Origin of the sequence: Paraburkholderia sp. MM5384-R2, assembly GCF_014201025.1 — a bacterium.
Classification (GTDB): Bacteria; Pseudomonadota; Gammaproteobacteria; order Burkholderiales; family Burkholderiaceae; genus Paraburkholderia; species Paraburkholderia tuberum.
Map to the genome: position 1 here is coordinate 116,137 of NZ_JACHDI010000012.1, position 17,036 is coordinate 133,172.

The 17,036-nt window shown below is 63.8% G+C and carries 18 protein-coding genes and 5 pseudogenes; 9 read left to right on the forward strand and 14 right to left on the reverse strand.

Annotated features, from left to right (window positions below; translation table 11 throughout):
• Positions 1 to 111: 111 nt before the first annotated feature.
• Positions 112 to 1,332, reverse strand: coding sequence for an alanine--glyoxylate aminotransferase family protein (locus HDG37_RS19990; RefSeq protein ID WP_184050640.1), 1,221 nt, complete (start codon positions 1,330 to 1,332; stop codon positions 112 to 114).
• Between the two features lie 170 nt (positions 1,333 to 1,502).
• Here HDG37_RS19990 and HDG37_RS19995 point away from each other — a divergent pair, with 170 nt between their 5' ends.
• Entirely contained in the window at positions 1,503 to 2,234 is a 732-nt protein-coding gene (locus HDG37_RS19995) for a GntR family transcriptional regulator (RefSeq protein WP_184037898.1), read from the forward strand.
• A 394-nt stretch (positions 2,235 to 2,628) separates the two neighbouring features.
• Here HDG37_RS19995 and HDG37_RS20000 read toward each other — a convergent pair.
• The 6 genes and pseudogenes from HDG37_RS20000 to HDG37_RS20025 all read right to left on the reverse strand — a co-directional run.
• A pseudogene (locus HDG37_RS20000) lies at positions 2,629 to 2,784 on the reverse strand (MFS transporter); the annotation flags it as partial.
• A pseudogene (locus HDG37_RS20005) lies at positions 2,778 to 3,236 on the reverse strand (hydroxymethylglutaryl-CoA lyase); the annotation flags it as partial. The pseudogenes HDG37_RS20005 and HDG37_RS20000, both read right to left, overlap by 7 nt.
• Positions 3,229 to 3,465 (reverse strand): annotated as a pseudogene (locus tag HDG37_RS20010) (LysR family transcriptional regulator); the annotation flags it as partial. The pseudogenes HDG37_RS20010 and HDG37_RS20005, both read right to left, overlap by 8 nt.
• Before the next feature lie 21 nt (positions 3,466 to 3,486).
• Positions 3,487 to 3,795 carry a type II toxin-antitoxin system RelE/ParE family toxin gene (locus HDG37_RS20015; RefSeq protein WP_184050642.1) on the reverse strand — a complete coding sequence of 103 codons (309 nt, stop codon included), beginning with the start codon at positions 3,793 to 3,795 and terminating at the stop codon, positions 3,487 to 3,489.
• Entirely contained in the window at positions 3,792 to 4,076 is a 285-nt protein-coding gene (locus HDG37_RS20020; protein WP_090808191.1) for a YlcI/YnfO family protein, read from the reverse strand. The genes HDG37_RS20015 and HDG37_RS20020 overlap by 4 nt, the downstream gene beginning before the upstream one ends.
• A gap of 67 nt (positions 4,077 to 4,143) precedes the next feature.
• Positions 4,144 to 4,785 (reverse strand): HD domain-containing protein, encoded by a 642-nt coding sequence (locus tag HDG37_RS20025; RefSeq protein ID WP_184050644.1) that lies wholly within the window; start codon positions 4,783 to 4,785, stop codon positions 4,144 to 4,146.
• A 263-nt stretch (positions 4,786 to 5,048) separates the two neighbouring features.
• Between HDG37_RS20025 and HDG37_RS20030 the strand changes: the two genes are divergently transcribed.
• The 6 genes from HDG37_RS20030 (at position 5,049) to HDG37_RS20050 (ending at position 10,700) form a co-directional block, all read left to right on the forward strand.
• Positions 5,049 to 6,011, forward strand: coding sequence for a GlxA family transcriptional regulator (locus HDG37_RS20030; protein WP_184050646.1), 963 nt, complete (start codon positions 5,049 to 5,051; stop codon positions 6,009 to 6,011).
• Positions 6,012 to 6,064: 53 nt separating this feature from the next.
• Positions 6,065 to 6,823, forward strand: coding sequence for an SDR family oxidoreductase (locus HDG37_RS20035; RefSeq protein WP_184050648.1), 759 nt, complete (start codon positions 6,065 to 6,067; stop codon positions 6,821 to 6,823).
• 132 nt (positions 6,824 to 6,955) lie between these two features.
• Positions 6,956 to 7,228 carry a hypothetical protein gene (locus HDG37_RS20040; RefSeq protein ID WP_184050650.1) on the forward strand — a complete coding sequence of 91 codons (273 nt, stop codon included), beginning with the start codon at positions 6,956 to 6,958 and terminating at the stop codon, positions 7,226 to 7,228.
• A gap of 517 nt (positions 7,229 to 7,745) precedes the next feature.
• Complete coding sequence (locus tag HDG37_RS20045) at positions 7,746 to 8,126, forward strand: BON domain-containing protein (RefSeq protein ID WP_184050651.1); 381 nt, start codon at positions 7,746 to 7,748, stop codon at positions 8,124 to 8,126.
• A 746-nt stretch (positions 8,127 to 8,872) separates the two neighbouring features.
• Positions 8,873 to 9,007, forward strand: a complete 135-nt coding sequence (locus HDG37_RS39405) for a hypothetical protein (protein WP_018424053.1) — start codon at positions 8,873 to 8,875, stop codon at positions 9,005 to 9,007.
• 46 nt (positions 9,008 to 9,053) lie between these two features.
• Positions 9,054 to 10,700 (forward strand): NRAMP family divalent metal transporter, encoded by a 1,647-nt coding sequence (locus HDG37_RS20050; protein WP_184050653.1) that lies wholly within the window; start codon positions 9,054 to 9,056, stop codon positions 10,698 to 10,700.
• Between the two features lie 119 nt (positions 10,701 to 10,819).
• Here HDG37_RS20050 and HDG37_RS39410 read toward each other — a convergent pair.
• Positions 10,820 to 10,945 (reverse strand): annotated as a pseudogene (locus tag HDG37_RS39410) (4-hydroxyphenylacetate 3-monooxygenase reductase subunit); the annotation flags it as partial.
• Here HDG37_RS39410 and HDG37_RS39415 point away from each other — a divergent pair.
• Positions 10,940 to 11,266 (forward strand): annotated as a pseudogene (locus HDG37_RS39415) (response regulator transcription factor); the annotation flags it as partial. The pseudogenes HDG37_RS39410 and HDG37_RS39415 overlap by 6 nt on opposite strands.
• Positions 11,267 to 11,295: 29 nt before the next feature.
• Here the strand turns inward: HDG37_RS39415 and HDG37_RS20065 are convergent.
• Genes HDG37_RS20065 through HDG37_RS20090 form a run of 6 tightly spaced genes read right to left on the reverse strand, consistent with a single transcriptional unit; the run spans position 11,296 to position 15,935 of the window.
• Positions 11,296 to 12,039: an SDR family NAD(P)-dependent oxidoreductase gene (locus tag HDG37_RS20065; RefSeq protein WP_184050655.1), complete on the reverse strand. Its 744-nt coding sequence runs from the start codon at positions 12,037 to 12,039 to the stop codon at positions 11,296 to 11,298.
• A gap of 22 nt (positions 12,040 to 12,061) precedes the next feature.
• Positions 12,062 to 13,204, reverse strand: coding sequence for an amidase (locus HDG37_RS20070; protein WP_184050657.1), 1,143 nt, complete (start codon positions 13,202 to 13,204; stop codon positions 12,062 to 12,064).
• Positions 13,201 to 13,719 (reverse strand): nuclear transport factor 2 family protein, encoded by a 519-nt coding sequence (locus tag HDG37_RS20075; RefSeq protein WP_184050659.1) that lies wholly within the window; start codon positions 13,717 to 13,719, stop codon positions 13,201 to 13,203. The genes HDG37_RS20070 and HDG37_RS20075 overlap by 4 nt, the downstream gene beginning before the upstream one ends.
• 4 nt (positions 13,720 to 13,723) lie before the next feature.
• Entirely contained in the window at positions 13,724 to 14,101 is a 378-nt protein-coding gene (locus tag HDG37_RS20080) for a hypothetical protein (RefSeq protein ID WP_184050661.1), read from the reverse strand.
• Between the two features lie 53 nt (positions 14,102 to 14,154).
• The gene (locus HDG37_RS20085) at positions 14,155 to 14,655 is read right to left on the reverse strand and encodes an aromatic-ring-hydroxylating dioxygenase subunit beta (RefSeq protein ID WP_184050663.1); all 501 of its coding nucleotides are present in this window, start codon (positions 14,653 to 14,655) and stop codon (positions 14,155 to 14,157) included.
• On the reverse strand, positions 14,652 to 15,935 hold the full coding sequence (locus tag HDG37_RS20090; protein ID WP_184050780.1) for a Rieske 2Fe-2S domain-containing protein: 1,284 nt from the start codon (positions 15,933 to 15,935) through the stop codon (positions 14,652 to 14,654). Before HDG37_RS20090 ends, HDG37_RS20085 begins: the two co-directional genes overlap by 4 nt.
• 174 nt (positions 15,936 to 16,109) lie before the next feature.
• Here HDG37_RS20090 and HDG37_RS20095 point away from each other — a divergent pair, with 174 nt between their 5' ends.
• Complete coding sequence (locus HDG37_RS20095) at positions 16,110 to 17,030, forward strand: LysR family transcriptional regulator (RefSeq protein ID WP_184050665.1); 921 nt, start codon at positions 16,110 to 16,112, stop codon at positions 17,028 to 17,030.
• Positions 17,031 to 17,036: the final 6 nt, after the last annotated feature.

Genomic DNA, 17,036 nt, shown 5'->3' on the forward strand with positions numbered 1-17,036 from the left:
CGCTGCGTCTGTCGCCCGTCGGCCGCGAGGGCCTCTATGGACGCATTGCATGTTGTTCTGGCCGCGTTCTGCGCGCGGCTCGATGAGGGAAGCGCTCCCTGCGCCCGGCAATCAAGCCGCGGCCTTCAACCCCGGCGTCTTCGGTGCCTGGCTCAGCCACTCCATCGCGGCCGGCATGCCGCTTTCCCTGAGCGGCACGCCAGCAAGCCGCAGACCCATTTCGCAGCCAGCCAACGTCGCGAGCAGCATCAGATCGTTGCAATCGCCAAGATGGCCGATGCGGAACATGCGGCCTTTCATCTTGCCGAGGCCCGTGCCGAGCGACATGTCGAAGCGTTTGTAGATCAGCTTGCGCACCGCATCGGCATCGACGCCGTCGGGCGTCATCACGCCCGTCAGCACCGGGCTATAGACGGCAGGATCGGCGCACTGGATTTCGAGCCCCCACGCGCGCACCGCGCGGCGCGTCGCTTCGGCAAGCCGCTCGTGACGCGCGAACACGTTGTCCAGCCCTTCGCCGAGAATCATTTCGATCGCTTCGTGCAGCCCGTACAGCAGGTTCGTGTTCGGCGTGTACGGCCAGTAGCCGGATTTGTTCATCTCGACGATTTCCGCCCAGTCCCAGAAGCTGCGCGGCAGCTTCGCGTGCTGGCTGGCGGCCATCGCCTTCGGCGAGATCGCGTTGAAGCTGATGCCCGGCGGCAGCATCAAGCCCTTTTGCGAGCCCGACACGGTCACGTCGACACCCCACTCGTCATGACGATAATCAGCGCACGCGAGACCGGAGATCGTGTCGACGAGCAGCAGCGCCGGATGGCCCGCGGCGTCGATCGCGCGACGCACGGCGGCGATGTCGGACGTGACGCCGGTCGAGGTTTCGTTGTGCACGACGCAGACCGCCTTGATCGCATGCTGCGTGTCGGCGCGCAGACGCTCTTCGATCATCTGCGGCTGCACGCCGCGCCGCCAGCCTTCGATGCCTGGCAGCCCCAGGAATTCGGGCTTCAGGCCAAGCTGCACGGCCATTTTTTTCCACAACGTCGCGAAATGGCCGGTCTCGAACATCAGCACGTGATCGCCGGGGCTCAGCGTATTCGACAATGCGGCTTCCCATGCGCCCGTGCCGGACGCCGGATAGATGACGACCGGCTGCAGCGTCTTGAAGATCTTCTTGATGCCGTCGAGCACCTTGAGACCCAGCTCGCCGAATTCGGGTCCGCGATGGTCGATGGTCGGATAGCTCATCGCGCGAAGGATGCGATCCGGCACCGGACTCGGCCCCGGAATCTGCAGGAAGTGACGGCCAGCGGGATGAAAGTCTAGCTTTAGCATCGAACTCCTCCAATTGAATTTTGCATGCAAAAAACTATATCAGACGAACCGTGATGCTCCCAAGACGAAAATTGGCCTCTAAGGCCCGTGTTTACCCGCGTGTGCGCATGGATTAACTAATCGATATGGTTCCGATAAAATCCTATTCATGTGAAGCTGAGGATTTTTGTATGCAAAATTCGGATCTCGACGCGGGTCTGACCGCTGCCCCGCTGATGCCGAAGGTCGAGCGTCAGCGCCTGCACGACACGGTGGTGGAGCACATTCGCCGCTTTATCGTCGAGGGAGCGCTGGAGCCCGGCAAGAAACTGAACGAGCGGGAGTTGTGCGAAACGCTCGGCATTTCGCGCACGCCGCTGCGCGAGGCGCTGAAGGTGCTGGCTGCCGAAGGTCTGATCGAGATTTCGCCGAACCGGGGCGCGTCGGTATCGAAGATGTCGGAAGCGGAGGTGCGTGAGACCTTCGAGCTAATGAGCGGCCTCGAAGCGTTTTCGGGCGAACTCGCGGCCGAGCGCATAACGGCGGCCGAACTCGCAGAGATCAAGGCGCTGCATTACGCGATGCTGGCGTGCCGCGCGCAGAACGATCTGCCGGGCTACTACAGTCGCAACCAGGCGATCCACGACAAGATCAACGAAGCGGCGAGAAATTCGGCGCTGCGGCAGACGTATGTGTCGGTCAACCGGCGGCTGCAGGCGCTGCGCTTTCGCTCGAACTATCAGACGCCGAAGTGGGACCGCGCGATTCACGATCACGATGAAATGCTGAAGGCGCTCGAGGCACGCGACGGCAAGAAGCTCAGCGCGATTTTGCGGCAGCATCTGCTCGATAAGCGGGATGCGGTTTTGCAGGTGCAGGTGCAGGAGGAGGTGGTCGCTTCGGCCTCCGGGTTGAAGGCGTGATGCGGACAACTGATGCCGAATCCCGCTCCTCGCCACTCCGTCGGCAAACAATACTTGTCCACCTAAATTGTTGGCAAGCCTGTGGACAACCTTCGCACAGCGAGCTTAAGTGCTTGAAGCATGAGAACTATCCGCGCGCGGTGCACGCGTAGGCAGTGAGCGTCGCTACGGAGTCCGTGATACTGGCGAGTGGGCTTCGCAAGGATGCCGTTTCACTCGCGCCGACCTCGAAGTCCAGTTGTCCACATAATTTGGGAACAAGCTTGTGGACAACCTGCGCACAGGCCTGCCAAGTGTTTGATACGGCAGGCCTATCGTGCACGGATGCGGGAGCGGGCAGCGGCGCGGCACCTCACGCGATGCAAGCCAACGGCCGCGCCCTCCACCCTCGATTTCACTGCGTCGTTTCATGACTGCGCAACGACTCCGGCAACCCATACAGCACGATCAGCGCGCACACCACGCTCATCGCGCCGATCACATACAGCGCCGGCGTCGTGCTGCCGGTCAGATCCTTCACACGTCCGACCATCACCGGGCTCACGATCCCGGCGCGAACGGGCAGCCGCCAAGCCCGCCGAGCGCCGCGTCGAAACGGCGCACGCCGGTTTCATACGCGGCGAGCACGTTGGCGAGACCGAGGCCGCGCGTGTTATGAAAGTGCAGCGTGAGCGCGGCGGCCGGCAGCCGCTCGAGCGTGCGCTTGACAAGTCGCGCCAGCTGGCGCGGATTCGCCATACCGGTGGTATCGGCGAGGGTGATGCCCTCGATGCCCATCTCGCGATACGCGTCGACGATGCCGATCACGCGGTCTTCGTCGATGCGCCCTTCGAACGGACAGCCGAACGCGGTCGCCACGGTCGCGTTGAGCCGCACGCCCGCGGCCATCGCGCAACGCACGATGTCGTCGAACGACGCGAGCGACGACTCGCAGCTCATGCGCATGTTCGCGCGGTTATGCGTCTAACTCGCGGACATCACGAGGTTCAGTTCATCGGCGCGCGTGATGCAACAGCGTTTCTCCGGCCGGCGTCAGCGTCATGCCGCGCGCGTTGCGCTGGAATAGCGACGCGCCGACCGCCTGTTCGAGTTCGACCAGCCGCTTGCTGGCGGCGGACACGGCGATCGCCTCGCGCTCGGCGGCACGCGTGAGCGTGCCCTCTTCGAAGACGGCGAGAAAAAGCTGCAACGTGGTGAGGTCGAGCTTGCGGAGAAGATTTTTGATGACCATGGCGCGGCGACGAAAGTTCGGTCAGTGATAATCATCCTCTAGCTGATGGCGCACCGCCAACACGGTCACGGTTTGGCTGTCGTCGATTTCGAACAGCGAGACGTAGCCCGCGCGACCGAATGGGATCAGCAGCTCGCGCAAAAACGGCGTATCGCGCTGAACCTTTCGGCAAGTGAACGGCGACGTACGCAGCGTGGCGATACCATCGCGGATGGCTTGCAACGCGCGTTCGGCGAGCGGGAAATCCGTGTCGTCCCGCTCGAGGATGAAATCGTACAGTCTCAGCAGGTCCGCCGCCGCTGCGCGTGTGAAACGAACCTGATACGTCATCGGTGCTTCTTCGCGCGGGCCTTCGTTTTTGCTTCGCGGAGCCGCGTTTCAAGACCGGCGAGCACGTCGTCGGCCGATACGTAGTCGCCGCTTTGCTTCGCTTCAGCACGCGACTCGAGCCCTCGCACGACGAATTCACGCACATTCAGGCGCCGCGCGATGTTGTCGCGGATCGCCTGCTCGACGAAACTGGACAGGCTTTCGCCGTCCTGCAGCACGTCCTCGGCCGCGGCCCGCAGCTCGGGCTTGACCCGAACCGACGGGAAAGTAGCGCTTTTCATCGTTCTCTCCATGCATCGCATTAGCGATGCATTATCGCGCTACCTCATTTCTGCCGCAAGCAGCCCTTCACGACTTCCACGCCGAACCCAGAATCATCGTGCAGAAATTCTCGCGATGATAATGCGGGTCTTTCAGCGCGAGCACGTCGGCCTTCACGTTGCCGAACGTCGTGTGCGGCTTGTGGATCGTGCCGTGCGCGAACGCATCGATGATACCTTCCTTGAAGTGCGCGCCGCGCGGATGCGCATGCGTGACTTCCTCGCGCCGCTGCTCGCTAAATTCGTCGTAAGCGAGACCGAGCACGTCCATTTCGACACCCGCAGTGACGAGCGCGATCACCGGCTTCATATGCTGCGGAATGCCTGGTGTCGTGTGCAGCGCGATCGCGGTCCACACCTGCTCGATGTCGTTCTCGCCGATCCGATGCCGCCGCAGAAATTCACGCGCGGCATTCGCGCCGTCGACTTCGAAGCGCTCCTGCTCGCTGCTGTATGGCGCGACGAGACCCATGTCGTGAAACATCGCGCCGATGTACAGCAGTTCGGGGTCGTACTTCAGCTGCTTGCGTTGCCCGGCCAGCGCGCCGAACAGAAACACGCGCCGCGAATGGTGATACAGCAACTCCGTTTCGGTGTCGCGCACGAGCTCGGTGGCTTCACGCGCCATCATGCTGTCGGGAATCTGGATACCTGCGATCGTCGTAGTCATGCGGCGTACTCCTTCGTATGCGAACGTGAATGTGAAAGTAATCAACGGGACGCGCGCCGCCGCTTCCGAGCGCGTTTTGGTATGCTGGTCCGCGCCGTGATGTCGATGCCTGTCGTCTGCCTGTGAGACCGCGCGTCCGACCGATCCAGTATTGGCCAGCGCGGCGCCGCGAACAATTGCCGCGAGCCGTTGAACACTGCCAAACGCACAGCGTTGACTGCCGCGGCGTGCCCTTCACGTTCCCCGTCAATGGAAGTCATCCGATGCCCACCGTCGCGATCGCGATCTTCCCAGGAGTGCAGGCACTCGACGTCGCCGGTCCCGTCGACGTGTTCTCCGAAGCGAACCGCTTTGTCGCGCCCACGCGGCACTACGAGGTCAAACTGCTGGCCGCGGACCCGGCGCCGCTGCGCGCGTCGAACGGGATGACCCTGGTGGCGGACGCGACCTTCGAGCAGTCGCGCGAACCGTTCGATCTCGCGTTCGTCGCCGGCGGCCCCGCGCTACCGCGCAACGAAGTGCCGGACGCGCGCCTGCTCGACTGGCTCGCCAACGTCGCGACACGTTGCGCTCGCTACGGCTCGATCTGCACCGGCGCTTTCGCGCTCGGTCACGCGGGCCTGCTCGATGGGCGCCATGTGACGACGCACTGGCAGCACGCCGCGCAACTCGCCGCGCAGTTTCCGCGCGCGCGCGTCGACTTCGATCGCATCTATCTGCGCGACGGGCCGCTGGTCACCTCTGCGGGCGTGACGGCCGGCATCGATCTGTCGCTCGCGCTGGTGGCCGAGGATCACGGTGCGCATAGCGCGCTCGCGGTCGCCAAGCGGCTCGTCGTGTTCGCGCAGCGGCAAGGCGGTCAGTCGCAATTCAGCCCCTATCTGACCGCGCCCGCCGACGACACCTCGCCCGCCGCGAAAGTGCAGGCGCACGTGATGGCGCGTATCCATGACAGCTTCACCGTCAAGCAACTCGCCGACGTCGCGGGCATGAGCGCGCGTAACTTCGCGCGCGTGTTCGTGCAGGAAACCGGCGTGACGCCGCATGAATTCGTCGAACGCGCGCGCGTGGATGCCGCACGCAAGCTGCTCGAAAGCAGCGCCGCGGCGCTGAAGACGATCGCCTACGATTGCGGCTTCGGCACCGCCGACCGCATGCGCATCGTGTTTACGAAGCGGCTTGGCGTGACGCCGATGCAGTATCGCGAGCGCTTTCGCCCGGTGTGAATACGGCGTGAGAAAATCGTCGACTCTGCACGTCAACGATCACCAGGAACGACATGACCTCCTCTTCTCCGATTCGCGCGATCGTCACCGGCCATACGCGCGGCCTGGGCGCGGCGCTCGCCGAACAACTGCTCGCACGCAACGTCACGGTGCTGGGTCTGTCGCGCTCGCGGCATGCCGCGCTGAAGGCGCGCTTTGCCGCGCGGCTCGAAGAGATCGAGCTGCCGCTGGCCGAGCCCGCACGCGTCGCGCAATGGATCGCCACCGACGCACTGAGCAACTTCGTGCGCGGCGCGCAGACGGTGCTGCTGATCAACAACGCGGGCATGATGCAGCCGATCGGGCCCATCGAAGGACAGGACGCCGCGAGCGTCGCGGACGCGGTGAGCCTGAACGTCGCGACGCCGCTGATGCTCGCGAGCGCGCTCGCCGCCGCGGCCGTCGACGCAACCGACCGCCGCATCGTGCACATTTCGAGCGGCGCGGCGCGCAACGCGTATCCGGGCTGGAGCATCTACTGCGCGACCAAGGCCGCGCTCGATCATCACGCGCGCGCCGTCGCGCTCGACGCGAATCGCGCGCTGCGCATCTGCAGCCTCGCGCCGGGCGTGATCGATACGGACATGCAGGCGCAAATTCGCGGTAGCGGCGAAGAGCAGTTCCCGATGCGCCAGCGCTTCGACGAGCTGAAGCGCAACGGCCAACTGTCGACGCCCGAGCAATGCGCGGCGCAGCTGATCGACTATGCGCTCAGCGATGCGTTCGGGCAGACGCCGGTCGCGGACATTCGCGAGATCGCGAAATCGGCCTGAACGGGCTAGTGCTGCCGGGTATTTGCGCTCCCGAAAATCCTCACCTCAAGCACCGAGCAGTGGCGGATCGGCGTCAGCTACCGTCGTCGTTTCTCCCGAAAAGCCTCACCTTTGAGGTGAAAAGAGGACTCGATGAGGCATTTCAGCGAGCGTATTACGGCGCTCACACACCGCTCCCGAAATCCCTCACCTTTGATCGAACGCAGCCGGATCGCTTCGCCGATGCCGGCCGCGTACGCGGCAGATCGCCTGGACATTCAACGACTTACGTTAACCAGCCGGCGCACGGTCACCCCGACGGATGCCATGATTGGCGACTGCATGAAGCGCGTTTTGTACGTCGGCACGACGGGCCGTCGCCCGATACAGCATCGACGGCTCCCGAATATCCTCACCTATGGCTGACAGGCATGAATGCGCGCATTCCCGCGAGCCTCTTGCCGCGCGGTTTGTGCCGTTCCTGGCCCGGCCGGTTAGTTGCAAAAGAACCGCCCGCGCGCGACTCCCGAAAGTCCTCACCTTTGACGCGATGCACGCGCCACGTTCATTCGATCGGCACGTTCTTCAGCCCCACGCACCGCGACGACGTTCTTCATCGCGTCGACGAACCTGACGAGAATGAAGCAACGTTGGGAATGCGATATGAGTTTCAGAGGAAACCATTCGCAATTTGTAGCGCCGTCCGGGCGACTCCCGAATTCCCTCACCTTCAGTTTTGAAGTGCGCGTACAGGTGCGCATATTCTCACCTCGGCGGCTCCCGAATCTTCTCACCTATCAGGATCGGCGCGTGCGCCGCAGAATATAATCGGGGCCGACGGTCGATGACTCGTCGCGAGGCGGTAGTGCGTTGCGCCGCCTCTTCCCCGCTGGCAGCACGCGGCTCGAACGGCAGTTCCTGACAAACCGGCAAAGGAGGAAGAATGAAAACAAACGGCGCGAGCAGAATCCTCGGTGCAATGTTCTCGGTGGCCATCGCGACTTGCGCGACCTATGCAAACGCACAGACGCGCGAGATGCCGAACGATGCGTCGATGCAAAGCCAGTCGGTCCCAGCGACTTCGAACCGGAACAACAACCGGTCCGACAGCGCAATCGTCCGCGACGTCCGCCGCGCTTTCACGCGCACCACGAACCTCAATTCGGCGAACATCCGTGTCGAAGCGCGTCACGGCGTCGTTACGCTGACCGGCACCGTGCCGCGGCAATCGCAAATCGCGCGAGCCGGCAACGCCGCGCGATCGGTTCGCGGCGTCAGAAGCGTGCATAACCGGCTGACCGAGCGACGGCGCGCCAATCAGTGAGCACGGCGTGGTGGCATCGGCCGGACGGATCGGTGCCGCCTGTTCGACCTCCCCCCTATATCGGCCTCGACCCGCATGTCATTCAAAGTGCCCACCGTCGCGCGCCGCACATTTTTTCTGCTCTGCTTAAGAAACAGGTTGACCTCGGCGGAAGGCGAACCCTAGAATTCAAAAATCATCACCAATGGGGCTCATGCCTTGGACACCTGCAGTAGCCGACTTTCGAACAGATTCGCTGCCTGACCGGCAGGACGTCCGCGCTCTCTTCATCAGCCGCCGTCTTGCCAGTTGGCAGACGGTGCGCGCCGCAGTTTCTTCCCGTGCACCTAAAGTAACGTCGTATCCGCATGACAGGAACGCCGCGTTCACGCGCGTTCACGCGCCGATACGGCGTCGCATCGCGAGCCTTGCGCTTGCGGTCGCGTTTGCGCGCGCGTTGTCAGTCAACGCAAACAGTTCAACGCAATGCGCGCGAACGCGTGGATAAACACGTGTGTAGCGAACGTGTGTAGCGAACGTGCGTAGCGAACGTGCGTAGCGAACGCTTCAGACGCTCGAACGCAGTCCCCGCTACACACCGACAAGGAGCCGCCATGCCCGACAGTGACAGTTATCCCTTATGCCGCTTCCCCGTTCTATCAACTGAGGAAAGCGAGTAGACCTCCACCGCCGCGCCCGGATATACGCGGCCTCCGTGTCTGCTGGCTTTCCACCAGCGCGTCGAAACCGGCGCACGGAGATCCCTCATGCAATTCGGCCTCCTTCTTTCGCAGTTCCCGCGTGTGCAGGAATCGCGCGCCCATTACGACGGCATGCTCGTGCTACACGCACCGCATCCGTTCATCGCCTTCTGCCGTCGCGTGATGTCGCGCGTGGCATAGCGTTTCGCGATCCGACCTTCGACAAATACAACCAGGAGAGAACAACATGTCTACTCCGACGAACATTTCCTCCGCGCGCAGCGCCGTGCTCGATTCGGCACACGTCGGCGATATCAAGGGCGCGCTCGGCACGATCGCTCACCATGACATCGCGCCACGCACGAGCTGGTGGGCGCGCCTGCGCACGCTGCTCGCGATCCTCGGCCCCGGTCTGATCGTGATGGTCGGCGACAACGACGCGGGCGCATTCGGCATCTATACGCAGGCCGGCCAGAACTACGGCACCACGTTGCTGTGGACCATGCTGTTGCTGGTGCCGGTGCTGTTCGTCAATCAGGAGATGGTGTTGCGGCTCGGTGCGGTCACGGGCGTGGGCCACGCGCGGCTTATTTTCGAGCGCTTCGGCAAGTTCTGGGGCGCGTTCAGCGTCGTCGATCTGTTCCTGCTGAACGCGCTAACCATCGTGACGGAATTCATCGGCATCACGTTCGTGCTCGACTTCTTCGGCGTCTCGAAGATCGCGGGCGTGTGTATCGCCGCGGCGCTGACGATGGCCGCCGTCAGCACCGGCGACTTCCGCCGCTTCGAGCGTTTCGCGGTCGCGCTGTGCGTGTTGAGCCTGCTGCTCGTGCCGGTGCTCGTGTCGATTCATCCGCCGGTCGGCCAGATCGCGCGCGACTTCTTCATTCCTAACTGGCCCGCGCACTCGAAGCTGTCCGACGTGATGCTGCTCGTAATCGGCATCGTCGGTACGACGGTTGCTCCGTGGCAGCTGTTCTTCCAGCAGAGCTATGTGGTCGACAAGCGCATCACGCCGCGCTTCATGAACTACGAAAAAGCCGACCTGTGGATCGGCATCGTGTTCGTACTGATCGGCGCGGTCGCGATGATCTCGTTCAGCGCGGCGTTGTTCGACGGACGGCCCGGGTTCGGCAACTTCACGGACGCGGGCGGTGTGATCGCTGGTCTCGAGAGATACGCGGGACGTACCTCGGCCGTGCTGTTCGCGATCGCGCTGTTCGACGCGTGCGTGATCGGCGCGGCGGCTGTGTCGCTATCGACGGCGTATGCGATCGGCGACGTGTTCAAGATTCGCCATTCGCTGCACCGTAGCGTGTCGGATGCGAAGGGCTTCTACGTCGTGTACTTCGCGATCGTCGCGGCCGCCGCGGCATTGGTGCTGATTCCGGGCAGCCCGCTCGGTCTGTTGACCGAAGCGGTGCAGACGCTCGCCGGCGTACTGCTGCCGAGCGCGACCGTGTTCCTGCTGCTGCTGTGCAACGATCGCGCGGTGCTCGGTCCGTGGGCCAATTCGAAGAAGCTCAATCTGTTTACCGGCGCGGTGATCTGGGTGCTCGTGATGCTGTCGATCATCCTGACCGCGTCGGTGATCTATCCGGACATTGCGGCGGAAACGATCGTCGAAGTCCTGGCGGGCGGCACGTTGCTCGCGGTCGTCGGGTATGTGGCGAGCTTCGGGATGCGCAAGCTGCGCGGCGAGTCCGCGGCCGAGCCGGCTCCGGTCTATGCGAAGGACGCGCGCAACACGTGGCGCATGCCGCCCCTCGACGAACTGCCGCCGCCGCGTCTGACGCTCGCCAAACGCGTATGGATGGGGGTGCTGCGCGGCTATCTGCTGCTCGCGATCGCGCTCGTGATCGTCAAGGTCGTGCAGATGGCGTTGCTGAAGTAGTGCGAATGGTGAGGAGTTCCAGGAGGTCCGGGCAATGGTGAGGTTTTACGGGAGCCATGTCCGGAGCGACAACTCAAGCGCTGCCGGAGCCCGAGCTGGCCGGCAGCGCTTCAAATGACTCATTGCCCCTTCCACGCGCGCGGCACCCGGTGAAAATTCCGGTCGAAGTAAATCAGGCTGTCGCCGTCGGCGCGCACGCGAATCTGCGTGGTCTCCACGAACATGACCGAGTGCGAGCCGACTTCGTCGAGAAGCCGTACAACTCGCAGCAGATGCTCGAGCGCATTCAACGCGCAATGAAACTCGCGTCCCAGCGTCACGCGAAACACATGCGCCAATTCGAACTGCGTGAGCGGATCAACTCGCTCACGTCGCGCGAGAAGGAAGTGCTGCACGGTTTGATCGAGGGGAAGCCGAGCAAGGTCATTGCGGCGGACCTGTCGATCAGCGTGACCGTGGACGTGCATCGCGCGAGCATCAAGGAAAAGCTCGGCGCTTCGTCGATTCCGACCCTCGTGCGCCGCGTGCCCGAAGTATGGAGCCCGTCGGACGAGCAGCCGGAATGACCCGGCCGCCTCGGCCCTTGGCAGACGCATCAGCGCATGTACAGGCCTCCGTTGACGTCCCAGCACGCGCCATTGGCGAAATAAGCGTCACCGGAAGCGAGCATCACGGCGACATCGGCAACATACGACGCGGCCCCGAGCTTGCCGACCGGTATCGCTTCGATCACTTTTGCCAGCTTGTCCGCCGCTACGCTCTCGTGAACGATCGGCAGATCGAGCGGCCCCGGCGAGATCGAGTTGACTGTCACACCGCACGCGGCGAGATCGCGCGCGAAGACCTTGGTCAGCGTCAGTACGCCGCCCTTCGCGGCCGCATAGTGCGCGCCCGTTGCCGAGCCGCCATTCTGCCCCGCCAGCGACGCGATATTGACGATGCGGCCCACGCCGCGCTGCGCGAAGTACTGCCCGAATACCTGGCAGCCGAACAGCACGCTGCGCAGATTCACGTTGATGACCTGATCGAACTGCTCGGCGGTAATGTCCATCACGGGCACGACCTTCGAAGCGCCCGCATTGTTGACGAGCGCGTCCACGCCGCCCCAACGTTCGAGCAACGCGTCGCGCGCCGCTTCGAAGTCCGCCTTGCGCGTGACGTCGAGCCGGATTGCGCAGGCGCTCGAGCCGTCGCTGCTGAGTTCATGCGCGAGCGCTTGCGCGGGTTCGATCGCGATATCGGCCAGCGCGACCCTGTAGCCTGCCTCGTGAAAACGACGCGCGACAACGGCGCCAAGTCCGCGCGCGGCGCCCGTCACGAGCGCGACTCTGTTCGACATGTTGCTGACTCCTGGATTGCGTTCAGACGGATTGCGCGAGGCGCGCTTCGAGGTGCGCGGCGACCGCGCACACCGTTTCGTCGTCGTTCTTGCGACCGATGATTTGCAGGCCCGCCTTCAGCGTCGAGCGTTCGATCGGAACGGGCAGGCTCAGCGCCGGATGCCCGCTCAGGTTGAACGGCCGGATCAACGACGACATGCCGATCACCGACGTGCCGGCGCGCGCCGCTTCGAGCGTGATCGGCAATGAGGGCAGCGTCGGCAGCACGAGTACGTCGAGCCGGTCGAGCGCGCGGTCCACTTCGTCGGTGAAGGTGCGGCGCACGCGTTCCGCCGCGTCGAGATCGGCGGCGCTCGTGGCCGCGGCCGCGCGCAGGCGCGCTTCGATATCGGCGCCGAGCTTGCCGCTTGCCACCAGATGGCCGAATGCGCGCGATGTCTCCGCGTTGATCACCGCGAGGCCGGCCGTGAATGCGTCCTTCAGCGATGCGAGTTCGATCGCTTGCGTGGCGAGTTCGGACTTTCCGACCGCGTCGGCGATTGCTTTGGCGATGTCGTCATCCGCGTCGACTGCGACCATGCCAATGCGCAACTGCGAAACGTCTCGACGCGCATCGTCAGCGCGAAACGAAGGATCGATCGCCGTCATCACGCGAATCAGCGTGTCCGTCTCGCGTGTGAATGGTCCAACGCAGTCGAGTGTCGTGACGCGCGGCGCCACGCCGTGCCGCGACACGCGGCCGAACGTCGGCTTCAGCCCGATAACGCCGCAGCATGCGGCGGGGCCGCGGACCGAGCCACCGGTGTCGGTACCGAGCGCGGCGTCCACGAACTTCTGCCCGACCGCCGACGCGGACCCGCTCGACGATCCGCCCGGAATGCGTGCCGCGTCCTGCGGATTGACCGGCGTGCCGGAAAAGTCGTTGATGCCGGTCATGCCGAACGCGAGTTCGTGCATGTTGGTCTTGCCAGTGACGCGCCAGCCGGCGTCGAGCAAACGCCGCACGACTTCGGCGTGCTCCGATGCAAGCGGTGCGTCGGCAAGCGCGCGGCTTGCCGCTGTCGTCGCGTAGCCGGCGACGTCGATGCTGTCCTTGATCGCGATCGTCGGCGCGTCGGCGTTGTCCGTCGCGCTCAGATCGAATGTCTGCAGAAATGCGCTCATGCCGAAACTCCCTGGGCCGGGTTGACTTGCCACGGTGCATCGAAAAGACGCTCGGTACGGAAATGGCGGATCAGCCATGTCGCGCCCGCATCGTGAGCGGCGGGCACGAAGTCGACTTCGAGGCGCGCCGCGATCAGTTCCGCTTTCGCATCGACATAACCCGAAGCCTGCAACATGATCCAGCGACCCTTCGCCGCGTCGCCGTTCACCTCGATATGCTCCGCAGTCAGAAAGTGCACATTGATCGCGAAGTGCGGCGTGGGCGGCAGATAACGCTGCAGCATCGCGACGATCTGCGCCGGCCCTTCGAGACGCCCGAACTTGTTCGCGTACTGCGGGCCGATGCCTTCCCAGATCGCGTCTTCGGCGAACAGCGCGGCGGGCACCTCGCCTTCGAGCGCGCGCATGGGCACATCGCACAGCGCCATGTAGCGCGCGATCGTCTTACGCACCGCGTTCTGTGCTTCTAGCGCTTTGACGCGCGCGAGCAGCGCGTCGATGGCCGGATCGGTCATCGCGTCACGCATGGTTGGCGACCGCTGGCGGCACCGTCAGTGCACGGCCCACGCGCGCCTCGATCTTGCCGTAGCGCCACAGGTTGTAGTCGCCGACCGGCGTCGTCCGATACAGATTGCACACGGCCACCGCGGTATCGAAGTCGACGACGTCGGCCATGATGTAGAACGTCCACGGCGCGCCATCGGCGTTGCCGACCACGAGCCGATCGTCGTCCATCACGCCCAGCACCCGCACGTTTTCCATCGCTTCGATCGCGTTCAGCATCTTGCCGTACGCTTGCCACACTTCGCCGATCTGTTCGCGCGGCAAGTCGAAGAAGTTCTGCGAGACGCCGCAGCAGAACAGCACACGCAAAGGCAGGTTTCGGTTGTCGCTCATGAGAACGTTCCTTGGTTCGGTTGATAGCCTTCGAGTGTCGGCATGATGACCGGTCAGAGCAGGAAGCCGATCGCGCTCAGCGCATCGATGGAATCGATCAGGCGGATCACTTTCTCGACGAGACGCGGCTCGCCGCTCGCCATGCTGATCTTGTGCGTCAGATCGGCCGCGAAGATCGTCGACGTGCCCCGCTTGTAAGCGATGATGATCTGCGACGACTTCACTTCGACCACGTCCGCGCTATCGCTCGCGAGCGTGAAGCGCGACACCGTGCGCACCGTGCGCGCGGCATCCGACGCGGATGCCGAATAGCCCGACGTCATGCGCTGCACGCGCAGCTCGCGCATATGCTGATCGTCGTACGCGTAGTTCAGCGTTGCCGCGTAATCGATCGCCTTCGGATCGATCGGCACCACGTAGTGGCCCGCCGGGTCCCACAACTCGAGCCACTCGCGATAGTCGCGTCGATCGAGCAATTCGGCTTCGCGCCAGATGAATTCGATCGCGCGCGCAAAGGTCTGGTGGGAAAAGAGTGCGTTTCTGTCGTCCATCATGCCTGCTCCATCATTGCGCGCCATTGCCTGTAGGCTTCGCGCATGCCGGTTTCATCGGTTGCGTGGGCGGTTTTCTCGCCGTTCGCGGCGGTCGTTTCGCGATTCAGACCGCGATTGACGAGGATCGGTACGTCCGGTCCCGCATGCGAGCCGCGCTGCACGCGCTCCCACGCTTCGGCGTCGTCGGGACTGCCGAAGCCGAACGGGCCCTGGAAGTGCTCGTGAATGCGCAGGCGCACGCGGTTCGCTTCTTCAGGACCGCCGTCCATTGCGAGCGCGACGTGGCGAATCTCCGTTTCCTCGGCGGAAATCGGCCGCAGCACGCGGAAGAACGCCATCGACAGCGCGAGATTCGGGAACAGGTTCAGATTGAAGCCGACGCCCATCAGCGAGCGCACGATGCGGCGCACTTCTTCCGGCGGGTGCTTTTGCGCGAGTTGCGCGGCGAGTTCGCTGAAGCGCTCGGCCAGCGGCGCGCCATCGTCGCGGTCCAGATCGACGATCTCGGGCATCAGCACCGCGAGGCTGTGACCGTTGCCGAGCGAGCGGCAGAACGCCTGGTCGCTCGTCATGAAGCTGGTGATCGCGGCGGCGGTTTCGTCGTCGATCGACTTCATCCACGACTTGTGCACGACCGGGAAGTGGTACAGATCCGTCGTGTTTTCGAGCTGGATCTTCCAGTTGCCCTTGAACTTGAACTTGTGCTCGCCGTTGGCCTTGATCGGATAGCCCGCGCCCTGCTTCATGAACAGGTCGATCCACGGCTTCGCGCCGCCGAGGAAGTCTTCGAGCGGTTCGATCGTTTCGTTGAAGCTGGCGAAAATGAGGCCCTGATAGACGCCCACGCGCAGCTTCTTGAGCGGCAGATCGCCCTTTTCGCATACGCCTTCGTAACCGTCGCCGTACGGCAGAGCGCGCAGCGTGCCGTCGAGCGCATAAGACCAGCTGTGATACGGGCACGTGAAGCCCTTCGCATTGCCCTTGTGCTCTTCGCACACGGTCGCGCCGCGATGCCGGCAGCGGTTTTGCAGCACGTTGACCGCGCCGCTCTTGTCGCGCACGACGATCACCGGCTGCCGGCCGATCGTCGTCGTGATGAAATCGCCGGGCTTCGGCAGCTCGCTGTCATGCGCGACCCAGATCCACGTCTTGTAGAAAATGCGCTCCAGTTCGACTTCGAACAGCTCGGGATCGTAGTACAGGGAAGGCGCGATGCGATCGGCCTCGGCGCGCCTGGCTAAAGCGCTGGTGTCGATGGTTTGATAGGTCGGCGTACTCATCGTATGCGGGGGCAGTTGCGTGGTTGGAATGAAGACGCACATCGACGCGACGAGTCGCGTGCAACACATCAGCGCATCCTCTCGTTGACATCAGTCTCGCTTTGCGACGATCATGCGTCAAATCGATTAAAAACAGGTTGTCGAATAAGTTCGGCTGATATCACAAGAGACCCCATGACCTCCATCGACCACGTCGATCTCAATCTGCTGAGGGTGTTTCAGGCGATCGTCGAGGAGCGCAGCCTGACGAAAGCGGGCGAACGCCTCGCGCTGTCGCAGCCCGCGGTCAGCTACTCGCTCGGCCGTCTGCGCGCGATGTTCGACGATCCGCTCTTTATCCGTACGCGCGCCGGTATGCAGCCGACCCCCGTCGCGCTCGAGCTCGCGGAAATCGTCGGCCACGCGCTCGATACCGTGCGTCAGGCGCTGCGTTACGCGGAGCGTTTCGATCCGGCGACGAGCACGCGCACGTTTCGTCTGTCGCTATCGGATGCGGGCGAAATGGCCTATCTGCCCGCGCTGTGCGCGGCGCTGCAGAAGTCCGCGCCGCGCGTGAAGCTGGTCGTCGAGCCGTTGCCGGTGGAGGAGATCGAGGAGGCGCTGCGCTCGAGCCGGTTGGACTTCGCGATCGGCAATCTGCCGTCGCTGCTGCCGCGCACGCGGCATAGCCTGCTGTTCGAGGAATCGTATGTTTGCATGACGCGCAAGCGCCGCGACCTGCCGAGCGGTGACACGCTGAAGCTCGAACGGTTTCTGGCCGCGTCGCACATCCAGGTGCGCTCGCTCGAACATAGCCACCATGCGCTCGACGACGCGCTGCGCGCGCAAGGCGTCGGCCGCAATATCGCGTTCGCGTTGCCGCACTTCGTCGCGGTGCCTGGCGTGCTGGCCGCGACGGATCTGTTCGCGACGCTACCCGAACGGCTCGCGCATATCCTCAATCGCGGCGACGCGTTCCGGATCTATGCACTGCCCGTGCCGCTGCCGAAGGCCGCCGTGACGATGCACTGGCACGAGCACTTCCACGAAGACGAAGGCATCGCGTGGATGCGCGGCCTCATCACCGAGATCCTCGCGGGCTTCGAGAAGATGTGATTGCGC